General features: G+C 63.4%; 12 protein-coding genes and 2 pseudogenes. 6 read left to right on the top strand and 8 right to left on the bottom strand.

The genetic code is table 11. The features are described 5' to 3' along the window. On the top strand, positions 1–191 hold a 191-nt coding region (locus tag J7367_RS19580), incomplete at its 5' end, for a hypothetical protein (RefSeq protein ID WP_209028974.1). A 565-nt stretch (positions 192–756) separates the two neighbouring features. Here the strand turns inward: J7367_RS19580 and J7367_RS19575 are convergent. From J7367_RS19575 to J7367_RS19555, 5 genes are all read right to left on the bottom strand, one after another. Beyond that, positions 757–2,145 carry an amino acid permease gene (locus J7367_RS19575; RefSeq protein WP_057662789.1) on the bottom strand — a complete coding sequence of 463 codons (1,389 nt, stop codon included), beginning with the start codon at positions 2,143–2,145 and terminating at the stop codon, positions 757–759. Between the two features lie 409 nt (positions 2,146–2,554). After that, on the bottom strand, positions 2,555–3,616 hold the full coding sequence (locus J7367_RS19570; RefSeq protein ID WP_057662787.1) for a pectate lyase: 1,062 nt from the start codon (positions 3,614–3,616) through the stop codon (positions 2,555–2,557). A gap of 798 nt (positions 3,617–4,414) precedes the next feature. Then, positions 4,415–5,356 (bottom strand): proline iminopeptidase-family hydrolase, encoded by a 942-nt coding sequence (locus J7367_RS19565; RefSeq protein ID WP_007964313.1) that lies wholly within the window; start codon positions 5,354–5,356, stop codon positions 4,415–4,417. A gap of 73 nt (positions 5,357–5,429) precedes the next feature. Continuing rightward, positions 5,430–5,636, bottom strand: coding sequence for a hypothetical protein (locus J7367_RS19560; RefSeq protein WP_223842578.1), 207 nt, complete (start codon positions 5,634–5,636; stop codon positions 5,430–5,432). Positions 5,637–5,739: 103 nt separating this feature from the next. Next, the gene (locus J7367_RS19555) at positions 5,740–6,504 is read right to left on the bottom strand and encodes a LuxR family transcriptional regulator (protein ID WP_007964311.1); all 765 of its coding nucleotides are present in this window, start codon (positions 6,502–6,504) and stop codon (positions 5,740–5,742) included. A gap of 193 nt (positions 6,505–6,697) precedes the next feature. Between J7367_RS19555 and J7367_RS19550 the strand changes: the two genes are divergently transcribed. Beyond that, positions 6,698–8,080, top strand: coding sequence for an APC family permease (locus J7367_RS19550; protein WP_057662784.1), 1,383 nt, complete (start codon positions 6,698–6,700; stop codon positions 8,078–8,080). Between the two features lie 351 nt (positions 8,081–8,431). Here J7367_RS19550 and xopAP read toward each other — a convergent pair whose 3' ends face one another. Further along, positions 8,432–9,886 carry a XopAP family type III secretion system effector gene (gene xopAP, locus J7367_RS19545; protein WP_343124462.1) on the bottom strand — a complete coding sequence of 485 codons (1,455 nt, stop codon included), beginning with the start codon at positions 9,884–9,886 and terminating at the stop codon, positions 8,432–8,434. Between the two features lie 71 nt (positions 9,887–9,957). Between xopAP and J7367_RS22395 the strand changes: the two are divergent. The 4 genes and pseudogenes from J7367_RS22395 to J7367_RS19530 all read left to right on the top strand — a co-directional run. Beyond that, positions 9,958–10,240 (top strand): annotated as a pseudogene (locus J7367_RS22395) (hypothetical protein); the annotation flags it as partial. A gap of 216 nt (positions 10,241–10,456) precedes the next feature. After that, positions 10,457–11,854: a trypsin-like peptidase domain-containing protein gene (locus J7367_RS19540; RefSeq protein WP_057662780.1), complete on the top strand. Its 1,398-nt coding sequence runs from the start codon at positions 10,457–10,459 to the stop codon at positions 11,852–11,854. 403 nt (positions 11,855–12,257) lie between these two features. Then, complete coding sequence (locus J7367_RS19535; RefSeq protein ID WP_007970909.1) at positions 12,258–12,656, top strand: hypothetical protein; 399 nt, start codon at positions 12,258–12,260, stop codon at positions 12,654–12,656. Between the two features lie 136 nt (positions 12,657–12,792). Then, positions 12,793–13,796, top strand: a pseudogene (locus J7367_RS19530) (MBL fold metallo-hydrolase). 220 nt (positions 13,797–14,016) lie between these two features. Here J7367_RS19530 and J7367_RS19525 read toward each other — a convergent pair. Together J7367_RS19525 and J7367_RS19520 are read right to left on the bottom strand one after the other, a co-directional pair. Next, positions 14,017–15,534 (bottom strand): tryptophan halogenase family protein, encoded by a 1,518-nt coding sequence (locus tag J7367_RS19525; protein ID WP_022558816.1) that lies wholly within the window; start codon positions 15,532–15,534, stop codon positions 14,017–14,019. A 40-nt stretch (positions 15,535–15,574) separates the two neighbouring features. Beyond that, a complete protein-coding gene (locus J7367_RS19520; RefSeq protein ID WP_057662774.1) occupies positions 15,575–16,621 on the bottom strand; it encodes a cupin-like domain-containing protein in 1,047 nt (348 codons plus the stop codon). Positions 16,622–16,642: the final 21 nt, after the last annotated feature.

Here is a 16,642-nt window from a genome sequence, read left to right as displayed (position 1 = left end):
CTGCCGGCGATGGGGAGCGTGCGTCTGTGAACCGGGAAATTCCCGCGGAAAGCGCCAGAAATGGCGAAATTCCGAAGTTCCAAAAGCCACTCTTCGGAACGACGCCACCTTCCGCCCTGTCAGGTCTCGTTGTTCAGACCTTCCTTAGGTTGTCGGATGAAACCGCATGCATGGGCGAACCCCGGCAATGACGTCTGAAGAACTCACCCATAAAGCGCGTTCCCGCATTGAATATCCGGCCGATATTCTTCGAGCGCCTTGATGGGTCGAGCATGTGCGTTCGGATGAGAATAACCGAACTGGACCATCAGATCCCCAAGGCGAATGCACAAAAGGCAGGACTGCTGACGCAATGCTCGTTTCGCTTACGCAACGCATCGGTGCGGCGGTTTTTCGTTATTGGACCCGTCGTCGTCTGACCAGGGCTCGACGAGGCCTGGACGCTTTTGGCGACGATGCGGCCGCGCATGCCGGCGGCGCAGCATGCCGCGACGAGGAGCCTGCTGATCGGCCACAGCCTGGGTGTGCACCCGCAGCGGCTCCTGGACAGGCGGGTTAGTGCGCGTGCGCGATTGCGGACGCACTCCGCTGACGCCGTGATCCGTGGCCAGGCCAAAACCGGAACACATCAACGTTGCCACCGACGACGGGTGCAATTCCCGGTTGCGCTCGCGTCATGAGCGCTGCCCGCTGGTTACAGTTTACAAATCCGTCATCGCACACAACGCATCAGCGCCCAGCCGCGCCCACAGTCCCTCACATCCGCCCACGCACGCGTCGCGCGATTTCGCTCACCGCTGCGATGACCGCGGTCAGCGCGACCATCGAGAGGAATTGCGCGCGCGTATCGGCCGAAGAGGCCAACAACACGAAGATCACGGCCAGGATGACCAGCGCCAGCACGGTCAGAAACGGATAGCCGCGCATGCGGAACGGCAGCGCAAGGCCGGCACGGTCCGCGCGGGCGCGCAGGATCAGCTGCGACACCAGCGAGATCGTCCACACCAGCAGGCAGGTGGCACCGACGATGTTGAGCAGCATTGGCAACACCTTGTTCGGATACAACAACTCCAACGCTGCGGCGGCGAAGCCGAACAACACGCTGGCGATCACCGCCACCAGCGGCACCTGCTCGCCGCTGGTCCTGGCCAGCAACCGTGGCGCTTCGCCGCGCTGGGCCAGCGAGAAGATCATCCGCGAAGCGCCGTACAGATTGGCGTTGAGCGCCGACAGCAGTGCGACCACCGCCACCAGGGTGATCGCTGTGGCGGCACCGGGAATGCGTGCGACCTCCAGCACGGCCGCAAACGGCGAGCTGAGTGCGGCGCTGGTCCACGGCACCACCGCCACGATCACGCTGATCGACCCGATGTAGAACACCAGGATGCGCCAGGCCACGGTGCGGATGGTGCGCGCCAGGCTGCGTCCCGGGTCGGCGGTTTCCGCTGCGGCCACCGCGACGATTTCGGTGCCGCCGAAGGCAAACACCACCACCAGCAACGCCGAGCCGATACCGGCCAGGCCCTTTGGCGCAAAGCCGCCGTTCTGGGTGAAATTGGACAGCCCGGGCGACGCCGCCCCAGGCAACCAGCCCGCCAGCAACGCCACGCCGATCAGCAGGAACACCACGATCGCCAGCACTTTCAGGATGGCGAACCAGAATTCGAACTCGCCAAAGCTGCGCACGCCGAGCAGATTGATCGCAGTGAACGTGGCCATGAACAGCAACGAGAGCAATGGCACCGGCAACGCCGGCCAGACCGTGGCCAGCAGCCCGGCTGCGCCTACCGCTTCGGCCGCAATCACCACCACGATCTGAAACCACCACAGCCAGCCCACGGTAGCGCCGGCCGTCGGGCCCATCGCATCGGCGGCGTACACCGAGAATGCCCCGCTGGCCGGCTTGGCGGCGGCCATCTCGCCCAGCGCATTCATCACAATGATGACCAACGCCCCGGCGATCAGATACGAGATCAGCACCGCCGGTCCGGCCGCGTGAATGCCCACGCCGGAGCCCAGAAACAGCCCGGCGCCGATCGCCGTGCCCAGGCCCATCATCATCAATTGCCGCGGTTTCAGCGCATGGCGCAATGCAGGCGCGGCGGGCGCAGCGGTCTCAGCAACGGAATCGGTCGAAAGCGGCATGGACAGGCTTGCATGGATGGAATCGCGACACGATACCGCGTCGCAGCGCCTGCCGCGCCTCTTGACGCCAGCCCGGGGAAGGAGTGGCGATGCCGCACGATCGCGCCCTTGCGCTCGGGTTTGCAACAGACAACGCCCGGCAACCTGCCGGCGCGCGCTGCCGACTGTCGGCCCGTACAGCGCGCGCATGACCTTTCGTCTTCAAGAAACGGGCAAGGCACATCGCCGAACAATCCGGAGATGTGCCTTGATGCCGCCAAGAGCAACGGGCGACCATCCGTGCAGCTTCAGATGGACGGCCACCCGTCGGAATCGTCCTGTCGACCAGAGCGCTGCGCTTCCTGTGTGCCCTCCACGTCCACCTGACCAGTGCTGACTATCGCTCATTCGCTACTCCGCGCGCGCCCGGTCACTCCGCCAGGTTCTTGCCCGCACCCGCCGTGGCGATCACCTTGGCCTTGACCTGTGCCGCCGGTGTCACGGTGTAGATGTAGCCCAGCGACTCTGGGAACACCTTGGAGCTCACCCAGTTGGTGGCATTGGCGTAGGGCTTGCTGCCGTCCGGCGTGCTCCAGGTGATGCCGCTGCCAACGTAGTTGTTGATCAGGTCCCAGTAGCCGATCTCGCTGCTGTCGCGCGAGGTCACCGGGTTCTTGATGTTCTCGAAGTAGTTCGACTCGATCTTCGCCACCCCACCCATGCGCACGTTGATGCCTGAGGTGAACACATTGTTGAAGTAGTTGTTGTAGATGTGGCTCAAGCCGCGCCGCTGCAATGGCAAGCGCGATTCCACGTTCTCGAAGCGGTTGTGGTGATACGTGGTGCGTGCAGCCGAGTTCTTGGTGTCGCTGTCGCTGTAGCCATTGAGCGCGACCTTTTGATAGTTGTAGACATAGTTGTAGGACACGGTGACATGGTGCACGCCCTTCTTCATGTCGATGCCGCCATCGAAGGAGGCATCGCCCGCACCGGAACACTTGGTGAGCGAGGCGAAGATGGTGTTGTGGTCGATCCAGATCTTGGACGGCTCGCCGCTGGAGTTGCCTTCCAGCGAAATCGAATCGGCATCTTCACCGCCTTGCAGCAAACCGATGGTCATGTTCTGGATGATCACGTTGTGCGCATCGCCCACCACCCGCACGCCGAAGTTCGCCGACGAGCCATTGGCGCCCTTGATCGTGATATCGCTCTTGTTCTTGATCTGCACTGTCTTGGCCGGCAGCTTCCATTGCGCGCACACGTCCTTGATGGCGCTGAAGTCGAACTGGCCGGTGTAGTTGAGCACCAGCCCACCGCTACCGGAATAGTTGTCGATGGCGGCCTGCACCGCTTCGAACGTCGCCACGTTGACCGGTGTCTTGTTGCCGCCGCCGGTGGTGGCCGCGCCGTAGCCGACCGGGCCGGCGATCGCGCCCGCGGCGCAAGCGGACAGTGCAAGCGTGAGTGCGCCCTGGAGCGTCTTGATGATCATGTAGCCTCTCCCAAAGAAGTCGACAAGCAATGCAGGCCGTCTGCGCAGTGGCGACGACAACAGCAATGCGATGCGTGGGGGGCTGCATTCTTCACGCGATTTAAAACATAAAACAATTATTCATCTTCGAAACTTAGACACACCGCGGTGTTCTCTTTCCGAGACATGCAAAAGGGACAGCGAAGGACAGCCAGGACAGGACACGCCATTGCGGTGCGATTAGCCCTGTATTGGTCGACGCAAGTAGGTGCCCTGTGCCTGCAGATGCCGGCGATGCGCACGTGCTCGAACGCGCAGAGCAATCGCGCCTGTAACCGTCACGATCGACATGCCGATCGCGGCGACAGGCATGGACGCGATCAGCGCGCCTGTCGATCGCAGCTGGCCCACCGCATTGCAGTCATGCAATGCAGCATTTGCCTCTACATCGGCACGAACATGCGGACGCAAGCTGCCGCGCGCGAGCGCCGTCGCAGCGCATCAGAGCGCTTACGCGCCTGCCCGCCAGTAGCCTGCGATGCCTCCCACGCTGCGGTGTGTGCACTGCGACGCCGGCGCATCAACATGGGCCGGCAGATTGACGCGGGCCTGCGACCGTGCTCGAACCTCCATCGACACAGATGCGCGGAACGCACGCAGCGCCGCGCTTGCCTCGACGCAGGCATACGACGCTGCAGGGCATCTATCGCAGGCAAGGATTGATGGTGTCCGCCCATCGCCACATCACCGCATCAGGCAGACAGCTAAACGCGGTGCCGTCGATCGGCGCACTGGCCATCGCACGCGCGCATTGCACGCTCAAACAGCGCGATTGGCCAGTGCTGACGAGCGCAACATTTGGCCACCGGGCCACGGTGTCTGATCGTCCAGGAAATTGCCGACCAGGCGCATGCACGCCACGCGCTCTTCCACGTGCGGCATGTGGCTGGAGTTGGGGAATACGTGCCAGCGCGCATCCGGAATCAACCGCGCATAGGGTTCGACGGTTTCCGGCGTGGCTTCATCGTACTTGCCAGAGAGCACCAGCGTGGGTGCGGTGATGCGGTGCAGGCGCTCGATGATGCTCCAGTTGCGCAGGCTGCCCACCACGTGGAATTCGGTCGGGCCGTTCATGGCGTGATACACGGTTGGATCGGCGTCGATGGCGGCAAACGTACGCGCGACCTCGGCAGGCCATGGCAGCACGCGACACACGTGCTGCGCGTAGAACACCTGACTGGCGGCGCGGTAGGCCGGATGATCCAGCGTACCGGCGGCTTCGTGCTCGTCCAGTGCGGCCTGGATGTCCTCGGGCAGGCGCGCGCGCAGGCGCAGCGCAGCAGCGCGCCACAACCCCATCGAGGCGGGCGAATTGGCGATCACCAGCGCCCGCAGGCCGGCCGGACGGCGCACTGCATGTTCGGCTGCCAGCATTCCGCCCCAGGACTGGCCCAGCAACGCGTATTGCGACAGCCCCAGATGCGCGATCAGCGTCTGCAGCTCGTCCAGGAACAGCCCCACTGTCCAGAAGCCTGGCTCGGCATTGCGCAGATGGGTGGAGTTGCCGTTGCCCAGCTGGTCGTAGTGGATCACCGCGCGGCCGTTGGCCGCCAGGTCCTTGAAGCTGTCCACGTAGTCGTGCGTGCACCCGGGGCCGCCGTGCAGCACCAGTAGCGGGCAGGCATCCGCGCACAGGTCGCCGGTAATGCGGTACCAGGTGCGGTAGCCGCGGAATTCGACGTAACCCTCGGTGCACTGCATGACCTGCGCCTGCCTACGGCAATGATGAAATCCGAGCCTAGCGAGCGCGCCGAGCGGCGTTAACTGGCAAATTTCACAGGTTTGGGCGCGCCCGGATGCGCGGTTGGTGCTGGCCGACAGCCGGTTCGATCGAACGCGTCGCGTCGCCGGCTGCCACCGCGATCGCGCGACTCAGCACCGCTTTTGGATCGAAATGCCGGCTTCGAATCACCGCATCTATCACATCTGTGAGCGCCACTGGACTCCATTCGGTCCAAGAACAGATCAGCGTTTCGAACACGGGTGGGTCGCGCCAGCGATGCTGGCATTGCATATGCGTTCTGCCACTGCGGAACCTGCGAAGCCGCGCGTACCGCAGCGACGCAGGCACGCTCGAAGAATACTTATGGCTCCAGCAACCGATAGTGCATCCCACGCACCACGGCTTCCACGCGGTTACGTGCACCCAGCTTGCGGGCGGCTGAATTCAGATGCAGGTTCACCGTGGCGGTTGAACGGTTAAGTGCCGCGGCGATCCGCTTGGACGTCAGGCCTTTGGCCGAATACTGCAGGCATTCGCGCTCGCGACGGGTCAGCGCGATGTGGTGGCAGCGGCGTTCCTGCGGATCCAGCAATTCCTGCGCACGCGCCTGGAAGGCGTGCGCCAGCAACAGGAAGGGCAGCAACTGCGCTTCGGCCAAACGCGGCGCTTGTGCAGCCGCGGCATCGATTGCGCCGCTGAAGGTGGCGAATGCGCCACCAGGCAAATGCAGCGGCACGGTGACACCGGTGCCCATGCCGCTATCGCATAGATAACGGGTCACTTGCCGGTGCTGACCGCCCACATATTCCACACCCGGGCAACTGCCGTCGGTGCGGTACGACCATACGAACGGCGTGGTACGCCGCGTTGCACGCTGCTGAACAGGGTCATGTTGGTAGTACCCGTGCTCGCACCACACATGCTGCATATCGCCCGGCGCATTGCGCTGCATGAACACCGTTGGCGTGATCAGCGCCCCCTCCAGACTCAGGGGCACCGGCGCGTAGTCGTAAACCAGCGACTGGAAACCGAGCGCACAGACATCGCGGAACACCCGATCCAGGCAGCTATCGAGCGTCTGCAACGCCTGCAGATCGCGGCCCAGGCTGGCCAGAGTGTCGAACATGGTGATCCTTCGGTACCGGTGGTTGCCAGCAAATGACATCCAGCATGGAAAACCTAGCACTTTTGCCAATGGATGGGCTTGCCGGCCACATTATCGTCACAATGCCTGTCATCTGGCGGCAGCATGGATCGGGCGTTCAGGTCGTCCAGGCGCTTGCGCTGCGTGCCGGCCTTCCTTATTAGCGGACACCTGCATGATCGACACACCGCGCCGCGACGATGCGGCCACGCTGGAACGCTTCGGCTACGCACAGGAGCTCAAGCGGCAGCTCACGCTCAAGGATCTGTTGATTTACGGGCTGGTGTGCATGGTGCCCACGGCGCCGTTCTCGATCTTCGGCGGCGTCTTCGACATCAGTGCCGGGATGGTGCCGTTGACCTACCTGGTCGGCTTCGTGGCAATGCTGTTCACCGCACTGAGCTACCAGCAGATGTCGCAGGCATTTCCGGTGGCGGGCTCGGTGTATGCCTATGTCGGGCGCGGGCTGAGCAGCGGCATGGGCTTTCTGGCGGGCTGGGCGATTCTGCTCGACTACCTGCTGGTGCCGACCCTGCTGTATGTGGTCGGCGCCAATGCGATGCAGACCGTGTTGCCGGCGGTACCGCAGCCGGCGTGGATAGCGTTCTTCGTGGTGCTCAACACGGTGGTGAACCTGCGTGGCATCGAAACCACCGCACGCGCCAATCGCTTTTTCCTGCTTGCGCAGTTGCTGGTACTGGCGGTGTTCGTGGTGCTGGCGACGCTGGCGATCCAGCGCGGCGTCAATGGGGCGCACTGGAGCTGGCGCCCGCTGTATAACCCACAAGCGTTTTCTCCGCAGTTGATCTTCAGCGCGTTGTCGGTGGCGGTGGTGTCGTTCCTGGGCTTCGATGCGATCTCCACCATGTCCGAGGAAGCGCGCGGCGGCAACCGTGTGGTGGGGCGTGCGACCTTGCTGGCATTGCTGATCGTGGCAGGGCTGTTCGTCTTGCAAACCTGGCTGGCGGCACTGCTGCAGCCCACCCTGCAGCGCTACCCAAGCGCGCAGGCATCCAACGATGCGTTCTTCGAGATCGGGCGATTGATCGCCGGGCCATGGCTGCAGATCGTCATTGCGCTCACGGTGGCGATCAGCGCGGCAATCGCCAATTCATTGGTTGCACAGGCGGCCACGTCGCGGCTGTTGTTCGCCATGGCGCGCGACCGGCAGTTGCCGGGCTTTCTGCGCCACATCCACCCGCGCACCGGCGTGCCGCAGCGCGCGATCCTGCTGGTGGCGGGCCTGAGTCTGGTACTGGGCGAAGTCTTCGTCGGGCAGATCGCGCTGCTGTCGTCGGTGTGCAACGTCGGCGCACTGACCGCCTTTGTGCTGCTGCATATCGCAGTGCTGTGGCACTTCCGCACCCAGGGCCGGCGTGTGCTGCATGGAGTGGTGCCCTTGATCGGGATCCTCATCCTGGCTTACGTGCTGCTCAATGCCGATCTGCATGCACAACTGGGCGGCGCTGCGTGGATGGCGGTGGGGCTGACGGTACTGGCGTTTTTGAAACTCAGCGGACGCTCCACCGAATTCCGCGCCAGCGACGCGCTGGAATAGCCGCGACTGCAGCACCGTCTGTTGTGCCGGCTTACTCCTGGCCCACCGGTGCTGCGGTGCGCGACGGGTCATTATCGTGCTGGGGAATCTCAAACACGTCATCAGCGTGGCGCATCACGCCATCAATGCAGATACGCAGGGCCCTACTTGCAGAAACGGACGATCGCTCAACCATCGATCCGTTTTCGCGAGATGCTGCCACGACTTGCCACGGGCATGTTGCAGTCCAAGCAGTGCCTGGCGCCGATTTAACGTGCAGCGAGCGATCTCATGGCCAGGATTTCGAATTAATCACACTTTAGAAAATCCATCTTGGCTTAGAAAATTTATTCGCAATTGATTGCCGGCCATTTAATCCGGCCGGCTATTGGCCGGCGGCTCGCGATACGGCAGCAACGAAGTGAACAATTGCCTGCGGGAAAGACGCCGGTCTCCGGATGTCCCTTGTGGCACTGCCATGGGAGAAAAGATGCGCTGCAGATCGACCGGCTCGATCTTGGACAGGAAATAAGGTCGCCACAACGCCAATTCGTGATTGTCCGCCAGGTTGACAGTGCTCGCCGGGTCGTCCGTCACGGTGATGAACTGAGCGGAGCCATCACCGCAGGTGCTGCCGACGCGCTCATCGGCAGCCCTGGTGTGATCCCAGTGCGGGTGATGCATGAAAAAGGGCACCGACTGGATCGGATCCAAAGCGCGCGCAAACTGGCGCAGGGTGAATCGCAGTTCGCTGCATTTGGTTCTTAAGCTTTGCATATAGTATTTGTCGGCGCCCGCTGGCCCGAGCCGCGGCGGATTGAATGAATATATGCTGATCTTGCCAGGGGCTCCGGCCGCGCGCAGAAAGTGCGTGATGTCGAAGCCGGCGACCGTGGCCGCTGCCGCGCCCAGACTGTGTCCCGTCAACGACATCGACAACGCCTTGCCGCTCTCCCGCGCGCGATTCGCGTAGCGTTTCAGCACGTCCTTCATGACGGTTCCGTCGGCACGCGGCAACTGAGCTTCGGACTGCCACCATTCCTGCCAGCCTGCGCCGACCTTGCCCAATGTCGGAAGGCGCTCGTCGAACACGTTGACGTGCGCCTGGGCGATCTGGCTTTTCATGTCGCATAACAGATCGTCCGTCGCCTCCAGGCATGTGCCGGAAAAACCCAGCACCACGACAATCACGTCGTCGGTCTCTCGCTCCCATAGTTTCAACCGCCGCGTGGACATCGGCACATTGAGATGCAACCCCTCGATGTCAGCCACCGTCGCCGGATCGCCCTTGTAAGATTCGCCTGCGCATGCGCGCATGCTTTCGAGTACAGTGCGGCAGCGCATTTCCCATTGCGGATCCTGTCCGTGTGGCTGCGCCGATGCACGATCCACTTGGGCAATCGCGCTGACGAGATCGCATGCATGGGTATCTACCTGCGGCAGGCGCATGCCAGACGACCGCGACGCATCTGCCGTGATTGATTGGGTCACTTTGCGTATGCGTTTGACCGGCGCAGCACTGAGACCGGGAAACGCACTGGCGCTGTCGCGCACGTGCCAGGGGAAAGCGGTAGCGGAGACAGGCACGCCGCTGTCGCTCTCGCGCGATTGCGCGTGCCGCAGACTTGGAAAAGAAGTTGAAGTAGATCGCATGCGACATGTTCCAAGTGAGTGCGCAGAGATTCTGGTTATCTCCCCCGTCTGGCAAGCAGCCAGAGATGTCGTCCACCGCCGTGAAAACGAACGAAGGGTCCACTGGCTCCACCATCGCTGAGCATCCCTCCAGGCCGGGGCGATGTATCCCCAGACCCTAGGAGCGCTGATCACGACCAGGACTATGACGTGGATTTTGGCTGAGGCCGTTTGCAGAGCCGTATCGGACACAGCAAGGTTCCAACATGGAATCGCGCCGGTCTCCAAGTTACCGGCCAGCTTGGAGAGGCACCGAGGTCAGGTGCTATCGCGCCCTCTGCAATGGCAATGGCCGCAGGCATTGGCTGCCCTTGCCGGGGTGGACGAGTGCGCTCGCGCTTCACGCGCGTTGGTGCCATCTCCTGCCAATACAGCACGTGCCGCCACCAGACCAGCCCGATCGCTGGCACGATGCCTGAAGACACCAAGCTGGCACTGCGCAGCCGGATGCAGGGCTTGCACCTGCTGACTACAAACAACATGGCCGCCCCGGGAGCTACGTGCCGTTCGGGCCAACGACACGACGGCCCGATGATTGGCAGACTCGTGCGGTCATTGTATTGATAACGAATTTTCATTCCCGAAAGAGATTTTCAGCATATATTCATCTTTGAACTTTCGCTAGGCTCGTTCGGCGCCAACGATGGCGCCCGCTTGTTGCAGCCCCCGCTGCAGCCTGACGCTCCCTTACGAGAAGGACTACCCATGAATCGCAAGAACGCGATGTATCTGGCGTTGTTTTCCGCTATTTCCGGCACCGCAGCGGCCGCTCCACCGACCGAGATGGATGCAGCGCCGGTCACCACCGCGCCGCAGGCGGCCAAGCTTGGTGCGGCAACGTTGCAATCGACAAGTTTACGCGGCGGCGTTCTGCCCACGCGCGTGGTGCAACTCACCGCGCCGACCAGCACCGAGATCGGCCGTGTGCGTGAGCGCCGCATTGCGCAGGTCAAGCACGGGCAACCGCTGCAGATCGGTTTTTCGCGTGCAGTCGCACAGCCGACGGTGAACCTCTCCAAGCTCGATTGGCAGATGGCTCCCGATGGCTCGCGCGTGGCCAGCCTGAAAGTCAGCTCCGCACAGGCGGCAGCGTTGCGTGCATCGCTGATACTGCGTGGCGCCGGTGCAACGCCTGGCGACCCGTCCAAGACGACGCTGCGTTTTGCCGGCGACGATGGACGCGTCTTCGAGCAATCCGGTGCCAGCTTCGCTGCCAGCGGCAACGACATCGGGTGGTCGCCGACGGTGAGCGGCGAGAATCTGCTGGTCGAACTGTCGCTGCCGGCCGGGCTGTATCCGGAGAACTTCAGCCTCAGCATCCCGCAGCTGTCGCATCTGGACATCAGCCCCACTGCCAGCCCGCGCGACATGATGACCATTGCCATCGGCGAGAGCGATTCCTGCCAGAACGACATCGTCTGCCGTGCCAACCCCACCGCCGGCTTTACCAGCGCCGCAAAGGCCGTCGCACGTATGGTGTTCACCACCAGCCAGGGCTCGTTCCTGTGCACCGGCACGCTGCTCAACAACACTAATTCGCCCAAGCGCAATCTGTTCTGGACTGCGGCGCATTGCATCAGCACGCAGACCGTGGCCAATACGCTGCAAACCTATTGGTTCTACGATGCCGCCACCTGCAACGGCAACACCGCCAGTTCGCAGGCCACCACGTTGACCGGTGGCGCGTACCTCCGGCATGCCAACACCACGCGCGACACCGCATTGCTGGAGCTGAAGACCGCACCGCCAAGCGGCGCGTTCTATGCAGCGTGGAATAGCGCGGCGATCGGTTCCACCGGCACCTCGATTGTCGGCATCCACCACCCATCAGGCGACGTCAAGAAGTATTCGCTGGGTGCGGTCAATGCATTGAACAGCTCCATCGATGGCAAGAGCCCGCTCTATCGGGTGGTGTGGAGCGACGGCGTGACCGAAGGCGGCTCATCCGGCTCGGGCCTGTTCACCGTCGCCAGCGGTGGCGCCTACCAGCTGCGTGGCGGCCTGTATGGCGGTTATTCGTTCTGCAGCGCGCAGACCGATCCGGATTACTACTCGCGCTTCTCGGACGTGTATTCCACCATTTCCACCTACTTCGGCCAGTAAGCGGCCAAGCCGCGTCGCAGGCGATGTTGCGCCTGCCACGCTTGATCGCGCTTCGTCCGGCAATCCGTTTGCCGGGCCAGGCGTCTTCGGCTCAGCGATGGGTGCATGCGCTGAGCCTTACGCTGCAATGTCCGCACGCCTTTCGAATGACACCACCATCTTCTTGCCACGTACCCATGGCAATGGCGTGGTGCGCTCGCGCGAGGCATCGCTCCACAGCTGCTTATTTTGAGCCTCGCTCAACAAGCTCGTCGGTGCGTTGCCGCCACGGCGCGTGTACAAGACTCACTTCGGCAAATCGGGCAATGCCTGATTGGCTTCGGCTGCACCAACGCTGCGCTACCGGCGGCGAGCGGCGCAATGATGCAGACTGATCGGGTCTTTTCCTGCACAACGGCCGCCCATGGTTCGCATACATACCCCACTGTTGGTTATCACCCTTGCTGCGTTGGCGCTGCAAACCCCTGCCCTGGCGGCCGGCAAGCCGGCCGATCGCGAGGACATCAAGGCTTACGCGCTGCAGCGGTGCCTGGATGACAACTACACCCGTAGCGGCAAGTACGCACCCGATCAGCTACGCGACCGCTCGTATCTGCTGACCACCTATGCGATGGACAACGCCAAGGCCGGCGCAACCGACCGCCTGCAGCGTTTTGTCGACGCCAACACGGGGGGGTTGGACAAGCGCGAAGTCCCGATGAAGGACCAAGCGCGCCGTGGCCGCTTCAATCGCATCTTCGCCCAATGCATGGCGTTCTATCGTTCGCCGGCCTTGAATCAATTCATTGCGCGCGAATTCTGAGCTTTGCAGCAGGAGCAGGGAAAAAACAGCGCCTGGGCCGCTGTTTCGGATCGCTGCCAGCGACGCCTGCCGTATTGTGTATACAACACGCACAATTGCATCGACACTCGACCCACGCACATCGACACGAGCCGCAATGACCGCATCTCATCCCTCCCGCTCCCGTCGCACGCTGCTACGCACTGCATTCGCTGCGAGTGCGCTGACCGCGGTGGGGCAGCTCGGCGCCGCTGCGCGTGCCCCGGCACGACAAACATCCCCCCAGCCCGGCCCCGCGCCGCCTGCACCCTTTCCGACCAAGGGCAGCGTGCTGGTGCTGCTGGGCACCAAGGGTGGACACCCTCGCCATTGCGGGCGGCGGCCGCCAATGCCTTGGTCATCGACGGGCAACCGTATCTGGTCGATTGCGGCAACGGCGTGGCGCAGCAACTGGCCAAGGCTGGCATTCGGCTGCCCATGCTGCGCGATATCTTTCTGACCCACCACCATTCCGACCACAATGCCGATTTGCTCAACGTGGTGTGGCTGGCCTGGGCCAGTGGCCTGCAGACGCCGGTGCATCTGTATGGCCCACCCGGCATCGCGAGGATGGTGGAGGCGTTTGTCGCGATGAATGCCATCGACATCCAGGCACGCATCCGTGAGGAAGGCCGTCCGCCGTTCGAAGCGCTCATCCACGTGCATGAGTTCGACCAGCCCGGCACCGTCCTGAAGAACGATCAGGTCACCGTCACCGCCACCTTGGTGGACCATTACACCCTCAAACCGGCCTTTGCCTACCGGTTCGAGGCGCCCGACCGCAGCGTTGTGTTCTCCGGCGATACGCGCTACCTGCCCGCGCTGGCCGAGTTCGCAAAGAACACCGACGTGCTGGTGCACGAAGTGATGTATCTACCGGCGCTGCAAACGATGCTGAAAACCAACGACAACGCGCCGACATTGCTCGACCATCTGCTCAAGAGCCACTCCACCAGCGAAGAGGTCGGCATGATTGCGACGGCGGCCAACGCGAAGATGCTCGTGCTCAATCACTTCGTCCCCGGTGGCGATGCGTCCATCACCGATGCGATGTGGAGCGAAGGCGCGCGCAAGCATTACGCCGGGCCGATCGTGGTGGGCAAGGATCTGATGCGGCTGTAGCGCGGGCGCGCACTGCGCCCGCCCGTCCGCAGCGATCCAATGCCGGCCCTAGCGCGGGTTATGTCCTTTGGGGTGGGTGCGAAGCGTCCTGTGCCGCGTCGCGACAAGGCGTGCGCTGCAGCCCAGGCTGGCCGCCTGGGCAAGACGCGCAGCGCGGTATCGGCGCGCCACAGGGCGCTTCCCGGAGGGTTGCATTCCATCTCAAAGCGCATAACACGCGCTAGGCAGGCACCGGGCTGCGCATTCCCCACACCTGTTCGCCGGCCTTGCAGTAGCGTTCGATGAAGTCCTGCTGCGAGGGCATCTGCTGCACGGCGTGCTGGATCGGTTGGGCGATACCGTCGAGCAGGCGACGCAGGTCGTGGTCGGAAAACGCGCGCGTCAGCGGGTGATGCTGCTCGGGCGCAATGCCCTGCCCCATCAGCACGTGGGTCCAGGAATCGACGCGAAACAATTCATCGGCGCCCTGCCAGGCGTGCGCGCGTTCGCGCCAGGCACGCAGGCGCAGCGCGAGCGATTCGGGCAGTTCCATCTGCCGGCATTGCTGCCATAACGGTTCCTCGCGCTGGGTGGCGTGGTAGTGCAAGATGACGAAGTCGCGCACGTGCTCCATTTCAGCGCGGCTGACGTCGTTGAACAGCTGCACCTGCGAAGGCGCAATACCTGCGGCCGGAAACAGCGCCAGCAGCCGCACCACCGCAGAAATGGTGAGATGGATGCTGGTCGATTCCAGCGGCTCGATGAAGCCGCTGGCCAGACCGAGCGAAACCACATTCTTGTTCCAGGCCTTGAGCCGGCGGCCGGTGCGGAACGGCACCATCCACGGCTCCTTGACGGCAGGCGCAGCCACATCGCGCAGCAGCTTGGCGTGCGCTTCGTCATCGGACAGGTGCTTGCTCGAAAACACCAGGCCGTTGCCGACCCGGTGCTGCAACGGAATATGCCACCGCCAGCCGGCTTCGTGCGCGATGGCGCGGGTGTAGGGAACCGGTGGGCCGAGGGCTTCGGTCTGCACCGCCACCGCACGGTCGCACGGCAGCCAATGGCTCCAGTCTTCGTAGCCGGTGTGCAGCGTCTGTTCGATCAGCAGACCCCGGAAGCCGCTGCAATCGATGAACAAATCGCCTTCGATCGTTTGCCCGTCTTCCAGCACCAGGCTGGCGACATCGCCGCTGTGCGGCTGCACGGTCACCTGCTGAATCCTGCCTTCGACACGCTTGACGCCGCAGGCCTCGCTGCGCGCACGCAGGAACCTGGCATACAGCGCCGCATCCAGGTGATAGGCGTAATTGACTGCCGGCTCGCCGTGCAGCGCAAAGCGGTCCACGCGCGAGGCCACCGTTTCCAGGCAGTAATCGCCGAAGCTGCCCGGCATGCCGCGGCGCTGGCTTTCCAGCCACAGATGGTGAAACGCGCACACCAGGGTGCTCTGGCCGGTGATGCCGAATGGATGGATGTAGCGCTCGCCCTGGCGGCGCCAATGCTCGAACGAGATCGATAGCTTGAAGGTACCCGCCACCGCACGCAGGAATTCCTGCTCGTCGATCTGCAGGAACCGGTGGAAGGTGCGAATGGGCGGCACCGTGGATTCGCCCACACCGACGGTGCCAATCTGCTCGGACTCGACCAGGGTGATGTCCAGCAAATTGCGGAATTGATGCGAAAGCGCACAGGCAGCGATCCAGCCGGCCGTTCCACCACCGGCGATCACCACCTTGCGAATCTGAGCCTGAGTCACTGCGCACTCCTCTGAAATGGGTTGAGGGCGATGCCGCACATCAGCGGTTCAACTTGCCGATCAGCATGGCGCGCAGCTGCCGCGACAGCATGGGGTCGATCGGGCCGAGCGCATGACGCGCCGTTTCGGGCAGATGTTCGCCGGCCTGCTCGGCAGGGCCGAACACGTAATAATCGAACAACGCGCGCCATGCCTGTTTCTCCGCTGTGGGGCGGTCGCGAATCGCCCACAGCGCGTGATACAGCGCCGGCATCGCGGCAGGCAGGTGCGCTGGCGCACTGCTCCACCAGTAATTGATCAGCACGTTGAACGGCTGCAGCGATTGGACGTGGTGCCACCACATGCTCGGAATGAACAACGCATCGCCCGGCTCCAGCACCACGCTGCGCGCATGCGGCAAGGCATCGGCAAAACGCGGAAAGCGTTGCAGGTCCGGATGGGCGAAATCGACCATGCTCACCACCTGCCCGCCCGGCGTGGGATCGAGCGGACCCGGATACAGATTGGCGACCTGCTCTGGCGGAAACAGCGTAAAGCGCCGTTGCCCGACCGCACAGCACGCCAGGTTATCCAGCGCATCGTAGTGGCATGAAGCGATCACCCGGTTGCCGATCCAGATGCTGGGCTGCACGTGGCCACCGTTGGCGGCGACATCCAGATCGTTGTGCGCGCGCAGCCCCGGCAGATTGGCGTCCACCGGCAACGAGGCCAGGTAATAAGTGGGCGGCTGCGGGTCGTCACGATGCGCCGCGATGGCATCCAGCAAGGTGCTTACGCTGCCGCGCTGCACCTGGAAGTTGAGCACGCTGCAATCGTCGCGATAGAACGGGCGGCTGCCGATCTCCGGGGCGCCATACGAATACTGCAGGGGGCGGCCGGTATCGTGCGCACGCAACAGCGCCATGGCTTTATCGGCGCTGCGCAGCCCGGCCTGCACCAGCGACCAGCTGCGCGCAACGCCGCGCAGCACCACCGGTTCGGCGGCCTCGCAAAGTGCGGACAGCGGCAATGCCTCAGGATCGCAGTCGCTGCGCTCGACGATGGCGACGCCCGCGGCGACGGACAGATCGGTGGCGCGTGCGGCCATACGCTTAGGGAAGGTCTGATC

This window comes from Xanthomonas sp. D-36-1 (assembly GCF_017746155.1).
In the GTDB taxonomy this organism is placed as follows: Bacteria; Pseudomonadota; Gammaproteobacteria; order Xanthomonadales; family Xanthomonadaceae; genus Xanthomonas; species Xanthomonas cissicola.
The sequence above is the reverse complement of the archived record's forward strand: the minus strand, read 5'-3'. Positions and strand labels throughout refer to the sequence as shown.

Excerpts from the sequence above, each read along its gene's own strand:
- J7367_RS19575 (WP_057662789.1), bottom strand. The coding sequence starts at position 2,145 with ATGCCGCTTTCGACCGATTCCGTTGCTGAGACCGCTGCGCCCGCCGCG.
- J7367_RS19570 (WP_057662787.1), bottom strand. The coding sequence starts at position 3,616 with ATGATCATCAAGACGCTCCAGGGCGCACTCACGCTTGCACTGTCCGCT.
- J7367_RS19565 (WP_007964313.1), bottom strand. The coding sequence starts at position 5,356 with ATGCAGTGCACCGAGGGTTACGTCGAATTCCGCGGCTACCGCACCTGG.
- J7367_RS19555 (WP_007964311.1), bottom strand. The coding sequence starts at position 6,504 with ATGTTCGACACTCTGGCCAGCCTGGGCCGCGATCTGCAGGCGTTGCAG.
- J7367_RS19550 (WP_057662784.1), top strand. The coding sequence starts at position 6,698 with ATGATCGACACACCGCGCCGCGACGATGCGGCCACGCTGGAACGCTTC.
- J7367_RS19540 (WP_057662780.1), top strand. The coding sequence starts at position 10,457 with ATGAATCGCAAGAACGCGATGTATCTGGCGTTGTTTTCCGCTATTTCC.
- J7367_RS19535 (WP_007970909.1), top strand. The coding sequence starts at position 12,258 with ATGGTTCGCATACATACCCCACTGTTGGTTATCACCCTTGCTGCGTTG.
- J7367_RS19520 (WP_057662774.1), bottom strand. The coding sequence starts at position 16,621 with ATGGCCGCACGCGCCACCGATCTGTCCGTCGCCGCGGGCGTCGCCATC.